The 23893-nt window shown below is 35.4% G+C and carries 16 protein-coding genes, 4 tRNA genes and 3 rRNA genes; 8 read left to right on the forward strand and 15 right to left on the reverse strand.

What is annotated here, in order from left to right; all coding sequences use genetic code 11:
* Positions 1-14 precede the first annotated feature (14 nt).
* On the forward strand, positions 15-1472 hold the full coding sequence (locus AC2DGP_RS05810) for an aminoacyl-histidine dipeptidase (protein WP_484492075.1): 1458 nt from the start codon (positions 15-17) through the stop codon (positions 1470-1472).
* A 48-nt stretch (positions 1473-1520) separates the two neighbouring features.
* On the opposite strand, the gene AC2DGP_RS05815 is transcribed toward AC2DGP_RS05810, so the two are convergent.
* Positions 1521-2474: an FKBP-type peptidyl-prolyl cis-trans isomerase gene (locus tag AC2DGP_RS05815; protein WP_484492076.1), complete on the reverse strand. Its 954-nt coding sequence runs from the start codon at positions 2472-2474 to the stop codon at positions 1521-1523.
* Positions 2475-2566: 92 nt separating this feature from the next.
* On the opposite strand from AC2DGP_RS05815, the gene AC2DGP_RS05820 reads away from it, so the two are divergent.
* The 5 genes from AC2DGP_RS05820 to AC2DGP_RS05840 all read left to right on the forward strand — a co-directional run bounded on the left by AC2DGP_RS05820 (position 2567) and on the right by AC2DGP_RS05840 (position 5068).
* Positions 2567-2971 carry an RNA-binding S4 domain-containing protein gene (locus tag AC2DGP_RS05820; protein WP_484492077.1) on the forward strand — a complete coding sequence of 135 codons (405 nt, stop codon included), beginning with the start codon at positions 2567-2569 and terminating at the stop codon, positions 2969-2971.
* 43 nt (positions 2972-3014) lie between these two features.
* Positions 3015-3512 (forward strand): phosphoribosyltransferase family protein, encoded by a 498-nt coding sequence (locus tag AC2DGP_RS05825; protein ID WP_484492078.1) that lies wholly within the window; start codon positions 3015-3017, stop codon positions 3510-3512.
* Between the two features lie 165 nt (positions 3513-3677).
* Positions 3678-3750, forward strand: a tRNA-Lys gene (locus tag AC2DGP_RS05830).
* 331 nt (positions 3751-4081) lie between these two features.
* Positions 4082-4165, forward strand: a tRNA-Leu gene (locus AC2DGP_RS05835).
* Between the two features lie 114 nt (positions 4166-4279).
* Complete coding sequence (locus tag AC2DGP_RS05840; RefSeq protein ID WP_484492079.1) at positions 4280-5068, forward strand: carboxypeptidase-like regulatory domain-containing protein; 789 nt, start codon at positions 4280-4282, stop codon at positions 5066-5068.
* Between the two features lie 59 nt (positions 5069-5127).
* Here the strand turns inward: AC2DGP_RS05840 and AC2DGP_RS05845 are convergent, their stop codons facing one another.
* The 4 genes from AC2DGP_RS05845 to AC2DGP_RS05860 all read right to left on the reverse strand — a co-directional run bounded on the left by AC2DGP_RS05845 (position 5128) and on the right by AC2DGP_RS05860 (position 10730).
* Positions 5128-6636 carry a DEAD/DEAH box helicase gene (locus AC2DGP_RS05845; protein ID WP_484492080.1) on the reverse strand — a complete coding sequence of 503 codons (1509 nt, stop codon included), beginning with the start codon at positions 6634-6636 and terminating at the stop codon, positions 5128-5130.
* 294 nt (positions 6637-6930) lie between these two features.
* On the reverse strand, positions 6931-7353 hold the full coding sequence (locus AC2DGP_RS05850) for a secondary thiamine-phosphate synthase enzyme YjbQ (RefSeq protein WP_484492081.1): 423 nt from the start codon (positions 7351-7353) through the stop codon (positions 6931-6933).
* Positions 7354-7435: 82 nt separating this feature from the next.
* Complete coding sequence (gene dnaK / locus AC2DGP_RS05855) at positions 7436-9337, reverse strand: molecular chaperone DnaK (protein WP_484492082.1); 1902 nt, start codon at positions 9335-9337, stop codon at positions 7436-7438.
* 175 nt (positions 9338-9512) lie between these two features.
* Positions 9513-10730, reverse strand: a complete 1218-nt coding sequence (locus tag AC2DGP_RS05860; RefSeq protein WP_484492083.1) for an ATP-binding cassette domain-containing protein — start codon at positions 10728-10730, stop codon at positions 9513-9515.
* A gap of 87 nt (positions 10731-10817) precedes the next feature.
* Between AC2DGP_RS05860 and AC2DGP_RS05865 the strand changes: the two genes are divergently transcribed.
* Positions 10818-11933 carry an acyltransferase family protein gene (locus AC2DGP_RS05865; RefSeq protein ID WP_484492084.1) on the forward strand — a complete coding sequence of 372 codons (1116 nt, stop codon included), beginning with the start codon at positions 10818-10820 and terminating at the stop codon, positions 11931-11933.
* Here the strand turns inward: AC2DGP_RS05865 and yaaA are convergent.
* The 3 genes from yaaA to AC2DGP_RS05880 are packed head-to-tail and all read right to left on the reverse strand — an operon-like array spanning position 11879 to position 14255.
* Entirely contained in the window at positions 11879-12637 is a 759-nt protein-coding gene (gene yaaA, locus AC2DGP_RS05870; protein WP_484492085.1) for a peroxide stress protein YaaA, read from the reverse strand. The two genes, AC2DGP_RS05865 and yaaA, sit on opposite strands and share 55 nt — an antisense overlap.
* 18 nt (positions 12638-12655) lie before the next feature.
* Positions 12656-13699, reverse strand: a complete 1044-nt coding sequence (locus tag AC2DGP_RS05875; protein WP_484492086.1) for an RluA family pseudouridine synthase — start codon at positions 13697-13699, stop codon at positions 12656-12658.
* A gap of 1 nt (position 13700) precedes the next feature.
* Positions 13701-14255: a PASTA domain-containing protein gene (locus AC2DGP_RS05880; RefSeq protein ID WP_484492087.1), complete on the reverse strand. Its 555-nt coding sequence runs from the start codon at positions 14253-14255 to the stop codon at positions 13701-13703.
* 91 nt (positions 14256-14346) lie between these two features.
* On the opposite strand from AC2DGP_RS05880, the gene AC2DGP_RS05885 reads away from it, so the two are divergent.
* Positions 14347-15321, forward strand: a complete 975-nt coding sequence (locus AC2DGP_RS05885) for a D-alanine--D-alanine ligase (RefSeq protein ID WP_484492088.1) — start codon at positions 14347-14349, stop codon at positions 15319-15321.
* Positions 15322-15508: 187 nt separating this feature from the next.
* On the opposite strand, the gene rrf is transcribed toward AC2DGP_RS05885, so the two are convergent.
* The 7 genes from rrf to uxuA all read right to left on the reverse strand — a co-directional run bounded on the left by rrf (position 15509) and on the right by uxuA (position 23887).
* A 5S ribosomal RNA gene (gene rrf / locus AC2DGP_RS05890) occupies positions 15509-15619 on the reverse strand.
* Positions 15620-15785: 166 nt separating this feature from the next.
* A 23S ribosomal RNA gene (locus AC2DGP_RS05895) occupies positions 15786-18615 on the reverse strand.
* A 287-nt stretch (positions 18616-18902) separates the two neighbouring features.
* Positions 18903-18976 (reverse strand) — tRNA-Ala (locus AC2DGP_RS05900).
* 106 nt (positions 18977-19082) lie between these two features.
* Positions 19083-19156, reverse strand: a tRNA-Ile gene (locus AC2DGP_RS05905).
* 95 nt (positions 19157-19251) lie between these two features.
* Positions 19252-20775, reverse strand: a 16S ribosomal RNA gene (locus AC2DGP_RS05910).
* The 16S, 23S and 5S rRNA genes sit together here with 2 tRNA genes alongside, the layout of an rRNA operon.
* A 525-nt stretch (positions 20776-21300) precedes the next feature.
* Positions 21301-22710, reverse strand: coding sequence for a glucuronate isomerase (gene uxaC / locus AC2DGP_RS05915; protein WP_484492089.1), 1410 nt, complete (start codon positions 22708-22710; stop codon positions 21301-21303).
* 1 nt (position 22711) lies between these two features.
* On the reverse strand, positions 22712-23887 hold the full coding sequence (gene uxuA, locus AC2DGP_RS05920; RefSeq protein ID WP_484492090.1) for a mannonate dehydratase: 1176 nt from the start codon (positions 23885-23887) through the stop codon (positions 22712-22714).
* Positions 23888-23893 lie beyond the last annotated feature (6 nt).

The raw sequence follows: 23893 nt of genomic DNA on the forward strand, positions 1-23893 counted from the left end.
TAAAACCAATCTCCATGCACACAGAAATCAGAAATACAGAGCCTAAAGTTTTATGGAATCATTTTTCCGACCTTAATGCCATTCCAAGACCCTCTAAAAAAGAAGAACGCATTGTTGCTTTTATGGTAGCCTTTGGAGAAAAATTAGGTTTAGAAACAAAAGTAGATGCTATCCAAAACGTTTTGATCAAAAAACCTGCGACAAAAGGTTTTGAAAACAAAAAAACAATAGTATTACAGTCTCATTTAGACATGGTACATCAAAAAAACGATGCTACTAGTTTTGATTTTGATAAAGAGGGAATCAAAATGGACATTACTGATGGATGGATTCACGCCCTAGGAACAACCTTAGGGGCTGATAATGGTATCGGTGTCGCTGCTATTATGAGCGTACTTTCTTCTACTACCATTGAACATCCTGCGATTGAGGCTTTATTCACGGTTGATGAAGAAACAGGAATGACCGGAGCTATGGAACTACAACCGGGATTTCTATCTGGAGATATTTTATTGAATCTTGATACGGAGGACGATGATGAAATATCAATTGGTTGCGCTGGTGGAATTGATATCACTGGAACGTCAGATTATACCGAAATAGTAAGTGATAAGGATATTTCTGTTGAAATTTCGATCTTTGGATTGAATGGTGGTCATTCAGGAATGGATATCCACAAGGGATTGGGAAATGCTAATAAATTACTTAACAGAGTATTGCTTTATCTTGATAAGTGTATTGATTTTAATCTTATTCAGTTACATGGCGGAAACCTTAGAAACGCGATACCTAGAGAGGCAAAAGCATTAATCCGTGTAAATAATTCTGATTTTTCTAATCTTGAAAAAGCTTTTAGTCTCATACAAGCAACAATTGTATTAGAATTCCAACTTCAAGAAAAAAACTTAAAAATAGATTTTGTCAAAACCGAGAGCACTAAAAAAGGAATACCACAAGACCTTCAAAAACAGTTATTACAAGTTATTTCGGCAATTCATAACGGAGTGTTTTCCATGAATTCAAAAATCCCGGAATTGGTTGAGACTTCTAATAATGTAGCTCGTATCTCTGTAGCAAATGGAAATATTGAGATAGCCTGTCTAACAAGATCTTTCTCTGAATCAGGAAAACAAAACTTAGTAAACAGTATTGAAAGCGTTTTTGAACTCGCCAACTATAAAACGACTGTTTCTGGGAATTATCCGGGTTGGGAGCCTAACCCTAACACAGAAATATGTGCTGTTTTACAAGACACATACAAACATCTTTTTAATGAAGAACCTCATGTAATGGCTTGTCATGCAGGTTTAGAATGCGGAATACTTGGTACGCATTATCCCAATATGGAAATGATTTCATTTGGTCCAACCATCAGAGGTGCACACTCCCCAGATGAAAAAGTGAATATCAAATCCACACAAAAGTTTTGGAAATTCTTTTTAGAAATTTTAAAAAGAATACCTAATAAATAAAAAAAGCCAGACAAATTGTCTGGTTTTTTTTATGTCCTGAAACTAATTCTATAATACTTTATATTGAGGTGTTCCACCCGTTGGACTCACTATTTGCTGCTGTCCGTTTTCATCTGTTTCATAAGAAAATTCTACATTCCCTCGAGCATCAACATCCGGGAATTCCAAGAGCACCTGATCTTTAGTAAGATTAAAATCATTATTATCATCTACATCCTCAAAATCATCTTTTGTATCACCATCTGTATTATACGTGGTTATATTACCGGCGAGATCATAATTAATTTCAAATTTCGTTGGAACCATATCTAGATCTGTATCGATTAATTTTACATCATTCAATTCAATTCTAAAAATCAATGGCGAATTTGCCGGAATCAATGCAGTACCTCCATTTTGGTATCCTAAACCTGAAGGCATAATTAAATACCCTTTTCCTGAATTATGAAAAATAAAATCATCATCTGTATCTGTTTCAAAAGTTCCTCTTTTAAATTTAGGTAATCCTCTTGCCCATCCTTGAATTGTATTCGGTAACATAAACCAAATAGGGTAATCTTCTCTAGAATCAAACACGGTGCTATCCAATAACGTACCTGCATATTTCACAAAAACAGAATCTACAGGAGATGGGCTAGAATAACCTTCATTACCAGTATCAATTCCTGCAGCAATCTCGTAATAATACATTTTATAATCCGCAACAGTTCCATTTGCATCAATGCCCTCAATAGAGTCTAAATTAGTATCTAAATTTAAAGGTAACTGATCCGCTTTAGGCAATGCTCCAGTGGCTTCACTTCCTGTACCAATAGTCCAAAAAACGCTGTCTTTGGTATTGTAATAATGATTCGCTAAGTATAGATATATTGAATCTTGATCTATAGATATCTGAGCCTCATGATCAAACGGAGGAATCTCAATTTGATTATCATCTTTTTTACAAGAAACAATGATAATCGAAGCTATAATAATAAAGCTTAAAAGAATATTTTTATTCATTTTTAGTGAATTGAAGTACTTATTTTTAAAAGTCGCAATGTACAATTTTCCTATCTTTGTTAAAAGTATATAGTAACATTTTAACTTTTTGAATGAGAATTGATAAATACCTGTGGACAATACGATATTATAAAACAAGATCTCTTGCTACGGAGGCCTGTAAAAAGGGACATATAAAAATAAATGGCGCCAATGTTAAACCTGCGAAGGATGTTTATATTGGAGAAAAAATTAGCATTCGTAAAAACCAAATAAATTATCAGATAGAAGTTTTAGATATCCCCAAAAACAGAATGGGTGCAAAATTGGTTGACTTGTACAGAAAAGACACTACTCCTAAAGAAGAGTTTGATGCGCAAGAATTACTTAAATACTCTAAAGATTATTATCGTAAAAAAGGTGTGGGAAGACCAACTAAAAAAGATAGAAGAGATATCGATGAATATTATGAAGATCCATTTTTAATAGATATTGAAGACAACGATGATGATGAGTAGCCACTCTTTTTCAAATAAAAAATTATACCATAAAGAAACAATAATGACAGACAATAGTATCCTCACCAACGACCAAATCGTTCATAAAACGCGAAGAATTGCGTATCAAATTTTAGAAAATAATGTAAATGAGAAAGAAGTTATTCTTGCGGGTATTTGTGGTAACGGCTACATCTTTGCTACTCGAATTCAACAAATACTAGAAGAAATATCTGAACTAAAAATAAGTTTATGTGAGGTGAACATCAACAAAAAAAATCCGAGAGAAGAAGTTACTACTTCAATGCCTAAAGAAGGTTATGAAAACAAGTCTTTAGTTTTAGTTGACGATGTTCTAAATTCTGGTTCCACATTAATCTACGGAGTTAAGCACTTTTTAGAGGTATCATTGGTAAGATTCAAAACGGCGGTGTTAGTTAATAGAAATCACAAAAAATATCCAGTAAAAGCAGATTTTAAAGGAATCTCTTTATCTACTTCTCTTAAAGAGCATATCAAGGTAGAATTTAAAGAAGATTCGGCAATTGCTTACTTAATTTAAGTCTTGAATGCCAAAATATTTTAAAAAAAAATATTTTATTCCATTCTATTTTACTGATTCTATTAGGCTTACATTTCTTGAAAAAAAAAGCTTAAAAAAGTACTCTAATTTTCTTGCAGAATTAAAATATGGAGGTATATTTGCACTCGCAATAACGCATTGCATGACCTGGTAGCTCAGTTGGTAGAGCATCTCCCTTTTAAGGAGAGGGTCCTGGGTTCGAGCCCCAGCCCGGTCACATAAAACAAAAAGACTAAGTTTCACTTAGTCTTTTTTTTGTTTAAAATTCTCCTAAAAAAACTCTTACTCCATAAATTCACGCTATAAATCAAAGATTATTTTTTCATTAATTTAACTGAAAAATAATTTCTTGATTTTTCCTATTTAAACTCACTAAAAAATTTTAAGTTAAAAAAGACCTAATTTTATTTTGACCAAAAAAAATAAATATCGTACTTCTATTTCTAAGGGTCTATTTTTTTAATAATCCTAAATTTAATTTTATAAGAACCTTTTTTAGTCTTAGTTACATTCCTATATTTGCATCCGATTGCAATACACAATTAAATGCACACATGGCGGAATTGGTAGACGCGCGGGCTTGAGGGGCTCGTGTCCGTAAGGACGTGGAAGTTCGAGTCTTCTTGTGTGCACAACAACTCGATTACTCTTCATCAGACTAAATAAATCTCACCCGAGATCTTTAACGATGCGTAATTTCTAAATTTTTTAACAACATTTCTGTTGATAATTAGTATACTTGTATCATGCAAAAAATTGTTCTAACATTCCTTTTCGCTACTTTAATTACCTTTTTCGGGTATTCTCAAGAAACTCAGAAATCTGTCGATTTGAATGGTGTTATTTTAGATGGAAAATCCAAAGAGCCTTTAGGTGGTTCTCATATTTTAAACTTAAACTCTGTGCGTGGTACAACTACCAATTTTGATGGTCAGTTTAGTATTCCTGCTACCGTTAATGATACAATCATGATTTCCTATATTGGATATCAATCTATAAAACTTAAAATCACAAATGATTTACTTAAGGGAAATGAGCTATCGATTACCCTATACGAAAAGGCTGATGAAATTGGAGAGGTGACTGTAAAAACGCACAATTTGATTGGTGTCTTGGAAGTGGATATCAAACAAGTTCCTAAAGACAAATACACAAGAATTCATATCAATGGATTAGCGCAAACTTATGAGACTGGAAAACCAACTCCCAAAAGTTTCACTTCTTTAAATGCAGCTGTTTTCCATCCAGTAGATTTTATGTATAATATGTTTGGAAAAAAACCAAAATCCCTTAAAAAGCTAAAAAAACTGAAGGATGAAGATGAGTTGAGAGAGATTTTAGGTCAGAAGTTTGATAGAGAGGTTATGATGGAATATTTAGATATGAATGAGAAACAACTTCAAGAACTATTGGACGATTGTAACTACTCAGAATATTTTATTAGAACTGCTAGTGACTTGCAAGTTGTAGAGGCCATTTTGGACTGTCATGAAAACTACAAAGCACTTCAAGAAGGTTCTTTAAAACAAGATTAATAAAAAATTAAACAAATAAAAAAAGGCTAACATTTCTGTTAGCCTTTTTTTATTACTTACTATGAAAAACTTTGGTTAATCATAGTGCTTAATCTTCTCTTATAATCATCCTCTAACCATTGAATATAGTTTTTGGTACTTTTTATAATACAATAAGAATATTTTTTAATTCTATCTGAAATATCATCTTGTAACAATCTAGAAAGAATACGTGCATCAAAAACATCTTCACTATTCTCTACACATAACTTACAATGCTGTTCTATAGATTTATCCAACACTACCTTAGATTTAATATTCATCTTAATAGCTTTATCGTATTCCTCTTTTACATTAAAGTAAAAATCCGTTGAATTCGGAAACTCCGCTCTAATCTCTGGAGGCATCGTATAGGTAAAATTACGTTCTATATCCTCATCTCCAATTAAGTTATCTAAATAGTATAACGGAGAGCTAAATATTTTTCTCCAATCTAAAGGAGTTCCCCATAAACCAAATCTAGCAGCATTATTACCTAAGTCTAATACCGTAAAATCTTTTTTATCCCCTATTACACGAGATCCCCTACCAATCATCTGATAGTATAAAGTAATTGATTTTGTTGCTCTATTTAAGATAATAGTTTCAACCGACGGTTCATCAAATCCAGTTGTTAAAATCCCAACTGATGTTAAAATGGCATTTGGAGTTTCCTTAAACCATTTCAAAATATATTCTCTCTCTTGCTTAGAATTCGTGTTATCCAAGTGCATTACATCATACCCCTCTGCCTTAAAAGTTTCATAAACATGTAAAGATGTGTTTATACCATTGTTAAAAATCAATGTTTTTTTACCCAAGGACTTCTCTTCATAAGCATAAAGTAACTTTTCCTGCATCAAGTTATTTGAATACAGCTCTTCTGACGACTTAACGGTATAATCTCCATTAATACCAACTTTTAAGGTTCCCAAAGCAACGTCATACGTGTACGTTGTAGCTTTAGCTAAGAAACCTCTATCTACCAATGATTGAACCGGTTCTCCAACTAACAATTCATTGTAAATTTCATTCATCGGCAATTTCATATTAGAACTTAACGGTGTTGCCGTAACTCCTAAAATAAAACAGTTTTCAAAATATTTAAATAACTTTCTAAAGGAATTATAATGAGCCTCATCAATAATAACCAATCCAATCTGATCCAACTCTAATTTGTCGTCATTCAAACGATTCTTTAAAGTTTCTACCATCGCAACAAAACACATGTATTCGTCTTGATCATGCAGTTCTTTTACGTTACTGTTAATTATTTTATTTTTAACATCAAATTCAGTCAACATTCTTGAAGTCTGATTACATAACTCAATTCTATGAGTTAAAATCAAAACTTTCTTTCCTGTTTCCTCAATATAACGTCGCGCTATTTCAGAAAAAATTACCGTTTTACCACCACCTGTTGGTAATTGATAAACTAAATTATAACTCTCTGGGTTACTTTCAATTTTTCCAAAAATTTGCCTTAAAGCTTCTTTTTGATAATCGTATAACTCTTTCCCTGTATTTTTTTTAGATGTAGAAGTCGTCAAATCTTAAATCTGTTTGTGTATAATGTGAAACCTTGCAAAAATAGGTACTTTATTAGGTATTACGAAATGCTTTCACAACTATTTTATTTATCCTTTTGTTAAATTATGTCGTATAAGTACTGATTATATCTTTAGTAACAGCCTTCGAAAAAGCTATTAAAACAGTTATTCATTGATTATCAATATAGTGTTAGGAGAATATGCTATTTTATTGATATGACACAGCAGGCACAGAACAAAAGCCATACTTTATTTTTCAAATAAATTGGTTCAAATGCATTATCCTGTTTCAAATTAATTTCCAATTGCCGTAAGTACAATAGTACGCGCTCCACCATAATTTCTATGTTCCCCCAAATATATTCCTTGCCAAATCCCCATATTTAGTTTTCCGTTAGTTATGGGAATCGTAACAGAAGATCCTAACATTGAAGCTTTAATATGAGCAGGCATATCATCTGCTCCTTCATAATCATGCTTATAATAAGGCATGTTTTCTGGAATCATTTTATTTATGTGCGTTTCAAAATCCTCTCTTACCGTTGGGTCGGCATTTTCATTGATCGTAAGACTAGCGGAAGTATGTTTAATAAAAACCTGGAGTTGACCTTGCATTATTTGGTTAATTTCTGAGATTTCACACAATACTTCACTGGTTATTAAATGATAACCTCTCGATTTCGGTTTCAATGTAACTTCTTTTTGGATTATTTTCATAACAGTCCATTTATATTAAATAAAAAAATAGCCATTTGGAAGTTTCCAAATGGCTATTCATCAATAGTATTTTTAAGATAAATTATTTTACCTCTTCAAAATCAACATCTTCTACTGAATCTTCAGTACTTCCGTTTGGTTCTGCTTGCTGAGCTCCAGCATCAGCACCACCTTGTGCTTGCTGTGCAGCAGCTTGAAATTCAGCTGCAGCTCCTTGTAAAGCAGTATTTAAAGCCTCTGTTGCAGTGTCAATAGCTGTAATATCTTTAGCAGCATGTGCTGTTTTCAATTCAGCTAAAGCAGCATCAATAGGTGCTTTTTTATCTTCAGGAAGTTTTCCTTCAACTTCTTTCAATTGAGTTTCCGTTTGGAAAATCATTTGATCCGCTGTATTTAACTTCTCCGCAGTTTCTTTTGCTTTAGCATCAGCGTCAGCATTTGCTTCAGCATCAGCTTTCATTTTTGCAATTTCCTCTTCTGACAATCCAGATGAAGCTTCAATCTTAATTTCTTGAGATTTGTTTGTAGCCTTATCTACTGCAGATACTTTAATAATTCCATTTGCATCAATATCAAATGTTACTTCAATTTGAGGTGCTCCTCTTTGTGCTGGTGGAATATCTGTTAATTGGAAACGACCAATTGTTTTGTTATCCGCAGCCATTGCTCTTTCTCCTTGTAACACATGGATATCAACAGATGGTTGGTTGTCTACAGCTGTAGAGAACACTTGAGATTTTTTAGTTGGAATTGTAGTATTCGCTTCAATTAATTTAGTGAAAACATTCCCCATAGTCTCAATTCCTAATGATAAAGGTGTAACGTCTAATAACAATACATCTTTTACATCACCTGCTAAAACTCCTCCTTGAATCGCTGCTCCAATGGCAACAACTTCATCAGGGTTTACTCCTTTATTAGGTTCTTTACCAAAGAATTCTTTTACTTTTTCTTGGATTACAGGAATTCTTGTAGACCCTCCTACTAAAATTACTTCATCAATTTCAGAAGTTGATAAATCTGCATCTTGCAATGCTTTCTTAACTGGCTCCATAGAACGTGTTACCAATTCAGCAGCTAATTGCTCAAATTTAGCACGTGTTAATGTTTTTACTAAATGCTTAGGTCCTGCAGCAGTAGCCGTAACATATGGTAAATTAATTTCTGTTTGAGCAGAAGAAGACAATTCAACTTTTGCTTTTTCAGCAGCTTCTTTCAAACGTTGTAAAGCCATAGGATCCAAACGTAAATCTACATCTTCCTCTGATTTAAACTCATCCGCTAACCAGTCGATAATAACTTCATCAAAGTCATCCCCTCCTAAGTGAGTATCTCCATTTGTAGACAATACTTCAAATACTCCTTCTCCAATTTCTAAGATAGAAATATCAAATGTACCCCCACCTAAATCGTATACAGCAATCTTTTGGTCAGTCCCTTTTTTATCAATTCCATAAGCCAATGCAGCTGCAGTAGGCTCATTAATAATTCTTTGTACTTTTAAACCTGCAATTTCACCCGCTTCTTTTGTAGCTTGACGCTGTGCATCGTTAAAGTATGCTGGTACAGTAATTACCGCTTCTGAAACATCAGCTCCTAAGTAATCTTCTGCTGTTTTTTTCATTTTTTGAAGTGTCATTGCTGAAACTTCTTGTGGAGTATACAAACGACCATCAATATCAACTCTAGGTGTATCGTTGTCTCCTTTTACAACTTTATAAGGTACTCTTGAAACTTCACTAGCACATTCAGAAAATTTATTTCCCATGAAACGCTTCACAGATGCAATCGTTTTTGTTGGGTTTGTTACCGCTTGTCTTTTTGCAGGGTCTCCAACTTTACGCTCTCCTCCTTCTACAAATGCAACTATAGATGGTGTAGTTCTTTTTCCTTCTGCATTAGGGATAACAACTGGTTCATTACCCTCCATTACAGAAACACATGAATTTGTTGTTCCTAAATCGATTCCAATAATCTTACTCATAATATTTATATTTAATCTGTTTATATCAAATTTACGATTAGCTATAGTCAATCTTTGTGCCAACAATAAATGACTCATAAAATGTCAGATAATCATTTTTTATAATGACAGGATGTCATTTTTTATGTAAAAAAAGAATCAGAATATGACTAAATTGTCACATGAATAAAAACGATTACAGGATTTCACCTGTTGATCCACTAGATGATTTTGATAATTTATATGTTTTATCTGGAGTCAAACCATCTTCCATTCTATGGGACACGTAAATAATGGTAGTTTTTGTTTGTTTTCCTATTCTGTTGATCAGCTTTACTATTAACTGGGTACTTTCAGCATCCAATCCTGAAGTTGGCTCATCTAAAATCAATAAAGGTGGATGCTTTACCATCGCTCGAGCAATCAATACCATTCGTTGTTTCGAAAGTGGCAAAGTCATAAAAGTACTGTTTAAGAATTCTGACAATCCAATTAATTCAATCCATTCTTTCGCTAAGGCAATATGACTATCTAAAGGCTTAACATATAATCCAACAGAATCATAAAAACCAGATAACACCATATGTAAAACTGAATGCCTTCTGTTAAATAATTCTGTTATATTTGGTGTAAAGTATCCTATTTTTTGTTTGATTTCCCAAACATTCTCTTCCGTTCCTTTTAATTTATCAAATAAAATAATATTCTGTCCATAGGCCTTATGACTATCACCCGTGATTAAGGACAGTAATGTTGTTTTACCACTACCGTTTTCTCCAATCAATTGCCAAAATTCACCTAAATTAATCTGCCAGTCAATATTCTTTAAAACAACTTTGTCAAAAAACTTAATAGTGACATTTCTTAGGTTTACAAAGTTTTTATAATTGTAAATGAAATTAGTTGTAGTATCAGGGATTTTTAAAAGAGTCAAATTAGTATTTTCATTATCAAAATATTCCTCAATAGTTCCTTTGTAGGGAATCAAAGAATTATCATGAAAATTAAAAAATGCAACAGAGCGAATCAAAGGAATGGAAGCCTTTCTCATAACTTGAATCAAATACCCCACTTTAGCATAGTCTCGTAATAATTCATCAATCAGCAAAAGATTTTTGGAATCCAAATTCTCATGAATAGTATCTACAAATAAAAATGTTGGCTTTAAATGTAAAAGATATTTAAGTACTGCAAGTTTACGTTCTCCACTAGACATGGTTCGTAAGGTTTGACCTTCTCGCTCTAGAATCACAGAAGAATCCCTTTTAGACTCCTCCAACACTAAATTAGTAATAGTCTTCTCCGTAAAAAACAATATGTCTTTGGGCTTTCTTTTGATTCCTAATACTTCATAATCAAAAATAAAATCTTCCTTAATTAAAATCGCAATGTGCGCTTTAGGTAATCCTTTCATAAAATTATTTTAAATATAAGTTGACAACATGCAATACATACAATGACTAAAATTATATATATATTTGATTAAAGCATTACAATTTTCATGAATATAGATAAAATCAGCCTCAAAGCTACTTCTTATTTAAAAGGAATTGGTATTCTCATGATTATTTTTCATAACTATTTTAATCATATAGTTCCTTCAGTAGGTCATAATGAATTTTACTTCCAGCCAAATCAAATAAATAATTTCATTAGTCAAACGCTTAATTCTCCTTCACGTTTTTTTCAAAATTTTGTTACTTATTTTGGCCATTTTGGAATACAAATATTTATTTTCTGCAGTGGATACGGCCTCGCAATTGTATACTACGGTAAAGAATTAAAATTTAAAAGATTTATAACGAATCGTTTCATAAAACTCTACCCAACTTTTACGATTGCAATAATTCTATTGTTATTTTACCGGTATATCATTCTCAATATGGATTTTTCATATCGAGTTATAGAATCTATAGCAATTAGATACACTTTAGTTGCTAATTTAATTCCAGGAAAGGTTTTCACTCTTAGCGGCCCTTATTGGTTTTATTCAATGATCGTTCAATTATACTTTTGTTTCCCTTTTTTGATGAAAATTCATAAAAAACATAACCATGGATTATACTTTATTATAATCATTACCTACCTAATAATTTTATCCACTGCTAGTATTTTTACTAAAATTAATTTCAGTTTATATTACAATTTCATTGGAAACCTACCTGTATTTATTATTGGAATCATATGGGCCACCTCAAAGCAAACTAAACCTTTTTTGATAATTTGGTTACTGTCTATCCTAATTTTCATATTCGGGCAATACAACACGTATGTATGGTCTTTTACGCAAATTAGCATGATTCTTATTACAATACCTGTCTTAACAGGTTTCTATAAACAAACAAGAAACACATACCTTGGAAAAACGATTATCAAGATTGGCGAACTTTCAATGTACTTATTCGCTGTTAGCGGTTTTTTAAGACAACCATGGTTGGAAATAACGAATAATCCAGCGAAAAAACATAACCAATATCTATATTTTGCACTCTATTTTCTAATCACAATTGTGGTTGCCTATGTATTAAAAAGTATTGTAAAAAAAACACTTCCGATTTTCTTCTATCTCACAAAGACAAGCTCTTTCTCTGTCGACAATTCTTCACTAAAACCATAGCCATCTACATTAAACCCTTTTAATCCTTCAACATCATTTATATCATTATCAATAATATATCTAACCATCATACCCCTTGCTTTTTTTGCGAAAAATGAAATCATCTTAAGCTTTCCATCTTTATAGTCTTTAAATTGAGGAGTTACAATGGTGTTATTGACTAATTTAGGTTTTACTACTTTGTAATATTCATTACTTGCCAAATTTACCAAAAGCTCCCCTTCCTTCATTTCAGCATTAAGCAAATCTGTTATTTTATTTCCCCAAAATTGATATAAATTTTCTTTGGTTCCTACCTTTAATTTAGTTCCCATTTCCAATCTATAAGCTTGAATCAAATCCAAAGGTTTTAGAATACCATATAAACCAGACAAAATTCGCAACTTATCGTTCAATTGTCCTAATTTATTCTCTTCAATAGTATAGGCATCCAAACCGATATATACATCACCCTTAAAAGCATATACAGCTTGCCTAGCATTCTCAAGATCAAATGGTAATTTCCAATCCTGATTCCTTTGCCAATTTAAATCAGACAATTTGGCTGAAATAGACATTAATTCACCTATTTTTTTGGGTGATTTCTTTTTCAAAACCGCTGAAATCTTTTCTGAATCCTCTAAGAATTCAGGTTGACTAAAACTATTTGTTGGTATTGCTGAATCCAAATCTAAAGATTTGGCAGGGGAAATAACTATTTTCATAACAAATAAATCATTATTTTATTTAAGATCTTCTTTTGTGTTGATTGTATAAGCACGCCATCTTTCCAAGGCACTCAACATATCTTCTGGAGTATCTGATGTAAATCTCATCATCTCCTTTGTCGTTGGATGCATAAAACCAAGCGTTTTTGCATGTAAAGCCTGTCTTGGTAACTCTTTAAAAGTATTCTCAACAAACTGCTTGTATTTAGTAAATGTTGTTCCTTTTAATACTGCATCACCACCATACCTAGCATCATTAAATAAAGTATGTCCAATATATTTAAAATGAGCACGTATCTGATGTGTTCTACCCGTTTCTAAACGACATTCCACCAAAGTTACATAATTAAATCTCTCTAAAACTTTAAAATGACTCACTGCATGTTTTCCAAAATCTCCATCTGGAAAAACCGACATCTGAAGCCTATTTTTTAAGCTTCTACCAATATTACCTTCAATCGTACCTTCATCCTCTTCAATGTTTCCCCATACCAAGGCATGATAAACCCTTTCCGTAGTTTTGTCAAAAAATTGTTTGGCTAAAAAAGTCATGGCTGCTTCCGTTTTTGCAATCACTAATAGACCACTTGTATCTTTGTCTATTCGATGCACCAAACCAGGACGCTCATTACTATTTTTTGGTAAATTTTCTATATGATGCATCAATCCATTTACAAGGGTACCTGTATAATTTCCATGACCAGGATGCACAACCATACCAGCCTTTTTATTTACAACGATCAAAGCATCATCCTCATAAACTATATCCAATGGCAAATCTTCAGCAACTAATTCATGTTCTACTGGTGGAAACTCTAATACAACCGTAATAACATCTTTTGCCTTCACTTTATAGCTCGACTTCACTGCAACATCATTTGCAAATATTTTTCCAGCTTTCGCAGCCTCTTGAATTTTATTTCTAGTTGCTCTTTCAATAAAATTCATTAAAAACTTATCAACTCTTAATGGAACCTGTCCGTCAGCGGCTACAAATCTATAATGCTCAAATTGATCCTCTTGGTCCAATTCATTATTTTCTACTCCCTGTTCTATCATATTATTTTCCTTTACCATTACCCAAAACTAAATCGATTTCAGAGTGTTTTTCTAATTTATCACCTTGTTTTAAGTAATTACCATCACTTCTAAGCTTTCTAACAACATTTCTACCGATATCTGGGATAAACAATATTTTTCCAATTACAAAGCCAGATGATTTTAACTGTGCAATGACCTCATATTTAGTTTTACCATAAAATTCCTGAATTTCAACTTTACCATATTTAGAAGGGTTCAACGTCAAAAATATCTTTCTATTTTCTTTGACATAAGATTCCTTTTCTGGAAATTGATTAATCACAGATTTCTTAGGATAATCAGGATTATAACTAGCAGAATCAATCACTTCAAATCTTAAATTCAACTCCGCTAATTTCTTCTGAGCTACTTCTACACTCAACCTAGATAAATCTGGTACTTTTATTTCTTCATTATGATTTGTTGTGGTTGTAAGCCAATTTACCAGTCCGATAAAAATTAAAACTACCATTACAATAGCAATGCTCAACTGAATTAAAAACTGTTTGCTTACGATGTATCTACCTAAACTCATTTTTCACTATTTTAAACAAAGATATAAAACGAATAGGTACCTTATTAAATTATATTTGATATTTTTGAAGCCTAATTCTTAGTCCAATTCTATGACAAAAAAGAACATAGCAGTTATTATGGGAGGATTCTCCTCTGAGCACGACATCTCAATAAAAAGTGGAACTGTCGTATACAATAATATTGACACAGCTCAATTCAATTCATATAAAATTATAATCTCGAAAAAAAGCTGGTCTTTAATCGATTCTGATAATAAGCTGCATCCTATTGATAAAAATGATTTTTCAGCTACTATAGATAATAAAAAGATTCTATTCGACTTTGTTTTTAATGTTATCCATGGAACTCCTGGTGAAGATGGTAAAATATTGGCATATTTTGATTTACTAAATATTCCTTATAGTTCTGCACCCTTTTACCAGATGGCGTTAACCTTTAACAAAAGAGATTGTTTAAGTGTTGCCAAAAGTTATGGCATTAAAACCGCAACATCCATCTATTTAAACAAAGGCGATGACTATTCTAATGAATTTATTATCAAAAAGGTTGGACTTCCTTTTTTTGTAAAACCTAACAATGCTGGTTCTAGTTTTGGGATTAGCAAAGTACATAAGATAGAAGATTTAGATAAAGCTTTAGAAATAGCATTCCAAGAAGACCACGAAATCCTTATTGAATCTTTTCTTGATGGAATAGAAGTTTCTGTTGGCGTAATTCAATATAATAGAGAAATCATAGTACTACCCATAACGGAAATTGTATCTGAAAACGATTTCTTTGATTATGAAGCAAAATATCTCGGTAAATCTCAAGAAATCACACCAGCCAGGATCAATAGTATTCAAAAAGAGAATGTTTCCAGAGCAGCAAAACATCTATACAAATCTTTAAACATGAGTGGTTTTTCGAGATCTGAATTTATCTTTATTAATGATGAACCTCATTTTTTAGAAATGAATACAGTTCCTGGGATGACAGAAGCAAGCCTGCTTCCGCAGCAAGCGGAAATTGCTGGAATATCTTTAATGAATTTAATTACAGATACTATCCTAACAAAACAATAAGCTTTAGTTATTATATAATTCTTAAAAATCCCTCTTATTATCTAATAAGAGGGATTTTTTTATAAGATTGTATTGTTTCAATATCAGCTTTCGTGTATACATTGTTCAATAGTATCGATGCAGTAAAAAGTATTTTAAGTTTATCACAAAAAAAAACCTCAATCATTTTACTGATTGAGGTTTCAAAAAAAGGCGGTGACATACTCTCCCACCGGTTAGGCAGTACCATCTGCGCTGATAGGTTTAACTTCTCTGTTCGGAATGGGAAGAGGTGAGCCCTATCGCAATAACCACCTTAAGGTCTTTGCTAGTCTAATTTCTTAAACCAGTATTTAATAATTAACATATTGAAATGCATCACAGATGCCATAAATATAATATTCAAATTAGAAGTGCTATAATATTTGGAGTAATAGAATGTATAAAGAGTTTCCCTCCCGCTAGTTGCCTAGCGGAAGTTCTTTGTACAAAAGCCTATGGGTTATTAGTACTACTTGGCTATGACATTACTGCCTTTACACCTATAGCCTATCAACGTGGTAATCTTCCACGACCCTTTAAAGAAATCTCATCTTGTGGTGGGTTTCGCGCTTATATGCTTTCAGCGCTTATCCCTTCCCAACGTAGCTACTCTGCAATGCCCTTAGCAGAACAACAGATACACCAGAGGTTAGTCCAACTCGGTCCTCTCGTACTAGAGTCAGATCCACGCAAATTTCTAACGCCCGCTACAGATAGAGACCGAACTGTCTCACGACGTTCTGAACCCAGCTCGCGTGCCACTTTAATGGGCGAACAGCCCAACCCTTGGGACCTTCTCCAGCCCCAGGATGTGACGAGCCGACATCGAGGTGCCAAACCCCCCCGTCGATGTGAGCTCTTGGGGGAGATCAGCCTGTTATCCCCGGAGTACCTTTTATCCTTTGAGCGATGGCCCTTCCATGCGGAACCACCGGATCACTATGCTCTTGTTTCCAACCTGATCGACTTGTTAGTCTCGCAGTCAAGCACCCTTATGCCATTGCACTCTACGCACGGTTACCAAGCGTGCTGAGGGTACCTTTAGAAGCCTCCGTTACTCTTTTGGAGGCGACCACCCCAGTCAAACTACCCACCAAGCACTGTCCCCTTCGCAGGGTTAGGCTCTAGACAAGCAAAGGGTGGTATTTCAAGGACGACTAACATACGCCTGGCGACGCATGATCGATGTCTCCCACCTATCCTACACATTACTTATCCAAAGTCAATACTAAGCTATAGTAAAGGTTCACGGGGTCTTTTCGTCCCGTAGCGGGTAATCGGCATCTTCACCGATACTACAATTTCACCGAGCTCATGGCTGAGACAGTGTCCAGATCGTTGCACCATTCGTGCAGGTCGGAACTTACCCGACAAGGAATTTCGCTACCTTAGGACCGTTATAGTTACGGCCGCCGTTTACTGGGGCTTCATTTGAGAGCGTCGCCGAAGCTAACTCCTCCACTTAACCTTCCAGCACCGGGCAGGTGTCAGGCCCTATACATCAACTTTCGTTTTAGCAGAGCCCTGTGTTTTTGATAAACAGTCGCCTGGACCTATTCACTGCGGCCCATCATAGATGGGCGCCCCTTCTCCCGAAGTTACGGGGCGATTTTGCCTAGTTCCTTAGCCATGAATCACTCGAGCACCTTAGAATTCTCTTCCCAACCACCTGTGTCGGTTTAGGGTACGGGCTGCTTCACTCGCTTTTCTTGGAACTCGCTTCGCTGTATTATCACCTTGACCGAAGTCTCAGTGTACTATCGGGGTGTTACCACTCCCTTCAACGTACTATTCTGTCAGTACGCAACAACTATACGAATCCGTCACTTTTAACGTGAGCAGGTACTGGAATATTAACCAGTTGTCCATCGACTACCCCTTTCGGGTTCGCCTTAGGTCCCGACTAACCCTCAGCTGATTAGCATCGCTGAGGAAACCTTGGTCTTTCGGTGGGCGGGTTTCTCACCCGCCTTATCGTTACTTATGCCTACATTTTCTTTTCTAGACGCTCCAGCATTCCTTACAGAACACCTTCAACGCAACTAGAATGCTCCCCTACCACTTATGATAAATCATAAATCCATAGCTTCGGTAATATACTTATGCCCGATTATTATCCATGCTCGATCGCTCGACTAGTGAGCTGTTACGCACTCTTTAAATGAATGGCTGCTTCCAAGCCAACATCCTAGCTGTCTATGCAATCGAACCTCGTTAGTTCAACTTAGTATATATTTGGGGACCTTAGCTGATGGTCTGGGTTCTTTCCCTCTCGGACATGGACCTTAGCACCCATGCCCTCACTGCTGTGTATATTTATTAGCATTCGGAGTTTGTCAGGAATTGGTAGGCGGTGAAGCCCCCGCATCCAATCAGTAGCTCTACCTCTAATAAACTAAACCACAACGCTGCACCTAAATGCATTTCGGGGAGTACGAGCTATTTCCTGGTTTGATTGGCCTTTCACCCCTACCCACAGGTCATCCCAAGACTTTTCAACGTCAACGGGTTCGGTCCTCCACTGTATGTTACTACAGCTTCAACCTGCCCATGGGTAGATCACCAGGTTTCGCGTCTACTACTACTAACTATACGCCCTATTCAGACTCGCTTTCGCTACGGCTGCGTGACTGAATCACTTAACCTTGCTAGAAACAGTAACTCGTAGGCTCATTATGCAAAAGGCACGCCGTCACACAGTAAATGTGCTTCGACCGCTTGTAGGCGTACGGTTTCAGGATCTCTTTCACTCCCTTACTTAGGGTTCTTTTCACCTTTCCCTCACGGTACTAGTTCACTATCGGTCTCTCAGGAGTATTTAGCCTTACCGGATGGTCCCGGTGGATTCATACAGGATTACTCGTGTCCCGCACTACTCAGGATACCACTATCAATAATTAATCTTACCCGTACGGGGCTATCACCCTCTATGGCCAAACTTTCCAGTTTGTTCTGATTCAATTAACATCAAATGTCGTGGTCCTACAACCCCAAACTTGCCGAAACAAGATTGGTTTGGGCTAATCCGCGTTCGCTCGCCACTACTAACGGAATCACTATTGTTTTCTCTTCCTCCGGTTACTTAGATGTTTCAGTTCACCGGGTTCGCCCTCCTTGCGGAGTAACATGTCTTCAACATGCTGGGTTGTCCCATTCGGAAATCTTCGGATCAATTCTTATGTGCAAATCCCCGAAGCTTATCGCAGCTTATCGCGTCCTTCATCGCCTCTGAGAGCCTAGGCATCCGCCATACGCCCTTACTTAGCTTTTTGTACTTTTTGCTCTTTTATTCTATTATTTGTATCATGTAATTAGTAGCAGGAAATAAGTATTAATACTTATCCCAAACTAAATACCTTCTACGGTTTGCATGCTATGCATGCCTCTATTTGTATTATAGCTCGTTATTAATTTTAGTTTTTCTAAAATATAACTTCTAATATCATACGATATCAGTATTTCAATATGTCAATGAACTCTTTGCAATAAACAATTCTCAAATAACAAATAACAATTATAAAATTGCTAATTGTCAACTGATAATTGTCAATTGACTTTTGTGGAGAATATCGGAGTCGAACCGATGACCTCCTGCGTGCAAGGCAGGCGCTCTAGCCAGCTGAGCTAATCCCCCAAAATTACTAGTAGCTAGTATTGGGTAGTTAGTCGTTAGACTTCTAACGAATACTCAACTTCTAAAATTTCCTATATGTTATATACCTAACTCTTTTTTAAAAAAGTAGTCTCGGGCAGACTCGAACTGCCGACCTCTACATTATCAGTGTAGCGCTCTAACCAGCTGAGCTACGAGACTCTGTTTCTTTTAGTCTTGTATATAATATAAAATTGAACAGCAATTAAAGAATTAAACAATTCTTAATTTTCATAACCTAACATCTCTTTCTCTAGAAAGGAGGTGTTCCAGCCGCACCTTCCGGTACGGCTACCTTGTTACGACTTAGCCCTAGTTACCAGTTTTACCCTAGGCGGCTCCTTGCGGTGACCGACTTCAGGCACTCCCAGCTTCCATGGCTTGACGGGCGGTGTGTACAAGGCCCGGGAACGTATTCACCGCATCATGGCTGATATGCGATTACTAGCGATTCCAGCTTCACGGAGTCGAGTTGCAGACTCCGATCCGAACTGTGATATGGTTTGTAGATTCGCTCCCTGTCGCCAGGTGGCTGCTCTCTGTCCATACCATTGTAGCACGTGTGTAGCCCAGGACGTAAGGGCCGTGATGATTTGACGTCATCCCCACCTTCCTCACGGTTTGCACCGGCAGTCTCTTTAGAGTCCTCAGCTTAACCTGTTAGCAACTAAAAATAGGGGTTGCGCTCGTTATAGGACTTAACCTGACACCTCACGGCACGAGCTGACGACAACCATGCAGCACCTTGTAAGAAGTCCGAAGAAATAAGTATCTCTACCTAATGCATCCTACATTTAAGCCCTGGTAAGGTTCCTCGCGTATCATCGAATTAAACCACATGCTCCACCGCTTGTGCGGGCCCCCGTCAATTCCTTTGAGTTTCAATCTTGCGACCGTACTCCCCAGGTGGGACACTTATCACTTTCGCTTAGTCACTGAGATAAATCCCAACAACTAGTGTCCATCGTTTACGGCGTGGACTACCGGGGTATCTAATCCCGTTCGCTCCCCACGCTTTCGTCCATCAGTGTCAGTATACTCGTAGTAGACTGCCTTCGCAATCGGTATTCTGTGTAATATCTATGCATTTCACCGCTACACTACACATTCTATCTACTTCCAAGTAACTCAAGACTAACAGTATCAAAGGCAGTTCCATAGTTGAGCTATGGGATTTCACCTCTGACTTATTAGTCCACCTACGGACCCTTTAAACCCAATGATTCCGGATAACGCTCGGACCCTCCGTATTACCGCGGCTGCTGGCACGGAGTTAGCCGGTCCTTATTCATATAGTACCGTCAAGCTCTTACACGTAAGAGTGTTTCTTCCTATATAAAAGAAGTTTACAACCCATAGGGCAGTCTTCCTTCACGCGGCATGGCTGGATCAGAGTTGCCTCCATTGTCCAATATTCCTCACTGCTGCCTCCCGTAGGAGTCTGGTCCGTGTCTCAGTACCAGTGTGGGGGATCTCCCTCTCAGGACCCCTACCTATCGATGTCTTGGTAAGCCGTTACCTTACCAACTAACTAATAGGACGCATAGTCATCTTGTACCCATAAATGTTTAATAACTAAACGATGCCATTCAGTTATACTATGAGGTATTAATCCAAATTTCTCTGGGCTATCCCTCTGTACAAGGTAGATTCTATACGCGTTACGCACCCGTGCGCCGGTCGTCAGCAGAAAAGCAAGCTTCTCCCTGTTACCCCTCGACTTGCATGTGTTAAGCCTGCCGCTAGCGTTCATCCTGAGCCAGGATCAAACTCTTCATCGTTATTTTTTTTAGTCACCGAAGTGACTTGTTTTTATACGATACTAGCTTACTCTAATCAGAATTCGTGTTACTAAAAACACGTAATTTAATCTTTAATTTTACGCTGTCAATTTCAATATTTTCAATGAACGTCAGATCTTAGATCTGGTTTGTTTCTTTTCTCACTAACAACGCTTGGCGTGTTAGCGGCTGCAAATCTAAAACCTTTTTTCGTTATAAAAAAATAAAATTTAATTTATTTTTTAAAACTCTTAATCTTAAATTTTACCAGCATTTTAAAGAACTCTTCGCCTGTCAAAACAACAATAGCTGTTTTCCTTAGCGGATGCAAAACTAGATCTTTTTATCGTTACAACAATGAAAAAAATCGCTTTTTTTGAAATTATTTTATTCCCTAAACTTACATCCCTTAAAACATGGTATTTAGAAAGGGACATAAATTTATAAAAAATCTCTCAATAAAAAAAACAACTTCTTTGAACGCTTATAATTGCAAAAAAAGGGTCTTGATTCCTCTTTATTTTATTAAAAATTAAAATAACTCTTCGTGTTGTAATACGATATATTTTCAACAAACTTTCCGAAAAACGGTATATCACTCGGTAATTCTCCATTCTCTATTTGCTCACCAATTAAATCACAAAGGACTCGTCTAAAATATTCATGCCTAGGAAAACTCAAAAAACTTCTACTATCGGTTAACATTCCTAACGAGCGACTTAATAAACCTAAACTAGATAAAGTTTTAAGATTTTTTTCAATTCCCTGCTTTTGATCCAAAAACCACCATGCTGCTCCCCATTGCATTTTTCCTGGAACTCCGCTCGATGCAAAATTCCCCATCATGGTCGCAAACACCTCATCATATGCTGGATTCAAATTATATGTAATTGTTTTCGCTAACTTTTCTTGAGAATCTAGATGATTTAAAAACTTTGACAAGTATTCTGCTATAGAATAATCTCCTATAGAATCACATCCTGCATCTGCACCAAAAACTTTGGTAAGTCTATCATTATTATTTCTAATTGCTCCTAAATGATATTGTTGTACCCAATCTTTATCGTGATATTTTTTTGCCAGAGTCAAAAGCATAAATGTTCTATACTTTGCTATTTCAATTTTAGATAATTTAATACCTAGCAAAAAACGAGAAAAAATTGCAGTTACCTCCTCTTCTGTAGCATCTTCAATCACCAATTCTCCAGAAACCCCATAATCAGATAATTTACAACCTACCGAATCGAAAAACTCTATCCGATTAGATATAGCTTTCAATAAACTTTTCAAACTTGTAATTTGAACTCCAGAGGCCTCTCCTAATTGTGATAAGTAGTTCTTGAAATTATCAGTATCAATAAAAAATATATTATCAGACCTAAATGTTGGTAATACTTTGGTAAAAAAATCACCATTTGCAATCTCAATATGATATTCCAAAGAATCTACAGGATCGTCAGTAGTACAAATAACTTCAACATTCCTATCTTTTAACAAATCTTGAGGCGTTTTTTTCTCTAAAATCTCATTACATCTAGCATATACTTCAGTGGCATTAGAAGGTTGTAAAATTTCATTTATATTAAAGTATCTCTTTAGCTCCAATTGATTCCAATGGAATAATGGATTTCCAACTGTATAAGGTACTGTTTCCGCCCATTTTTGAAACTTTTCTAAATTAGAAGTATCACCTGTCACATAACTCTCATCAATACCATTCATACGCATTGACCTCCATTTATAGTGATCCTCTGCCAACCAAGCCTCTGTAATATTTGATACTGGTACATTTTCAGCTATCTTTTTTGCAGAGAGATGATTGTGGTAATCAATAATTGGCATTTTACAAGCGTACTCAAAATAGAGTGTTTTCGCCGTTTCCGAATTTAGAAATAAATTTTCTATTTCAGAATGTATTCCTTTGGAAAATTCCATATTACAAGCTTCTTTTTATTCCATATTCAAGACCTCGTAATTCGGAAAGTCCCCTCAATCTTCCAATTCCTGAATAACCTGGATTCGTTTTCTTCGATAAATCATCTAACATTTGATGACCGTGATCAGGTCTCATTGGTATCAACGCATCTTTCCTTCCTTCTGAAATTCTTCTTTTTTCTTCTAGTAACGCTTCCTTAATGACCGCATACATATCAACATCACCTTCTAAGTGATTTGCTTCGTAGAAATTTCCAACAGCATCACGTTGTGTACTTCTTAAGTGCAAAAAGTGTACTCTATCTGCAAATCTCTTAAAAATCTTAACTAAATTATTATCCTCTCTTACACCTAAGGATCCCGTACAATAAGTAATTCCATTAGATATATCAGGTACCTGGTCAAAAATATAAGCATAATCTTCCTCAGTACTAACCACCCTTGGCAAACCTAAAATTTGATATGGAGGGTCGTCAGGATGAATACACATCATCACTTCGTTCTGAGAGGCAACCGGAATGATTTCCTTTAAAAAAGCGACTAAATTTTCTTTTAATTTTTGAGCATCAATATCTTTATATGTATCCAAAATATTTTGAAACTGCTCTATAGTATAACCTTCTTCAGCTCCTGGGAGCCCAGCTATAATATTTTTAATCAACTTTTCCTTTTCTGCTTCAGACATTGCCTGGAAGACTTTTTTTGCTTCGGCTATCTGTTTCTCGGAATATTCATTTTCAGCTCCTGGTCTTTTTAATAGAAATAATTCAAAAGCTGCAAAGGCTGCTACATCAAAACGCAATGCTTTTGATCCATCCTCTACTTCAAATTCTAAATCGGTTCTGGTCCAATCCAAAACAGGCATAAAATTATAGCAAACAGTATAGATACCACAACTTGCAAGATTTTCGATACTTTTTTTATATCGCTCAATATACAATTCAAAATCACCAGATCTTGTTTTGATATTTTCGTGTACAGGAATACTTTCAACCACTGACCAAGTCAAACCTGCTGATTCGATAATTTCCTTTCTTTCTAAGATTTCCTCTTTTGTCCAAATTTCTCCATTTGGAATTTGATGTAATGCTGAAACCACACCTGTAGCCCCTGCTTGTTTAATATCTGATAACTGTACAGGATCCATTGGCCCATACCATCTCCACGTTTGTTCCATTTTCTA

Source organism: Flavicella sp. IMCC45537 (assembly GCF_057197705.1).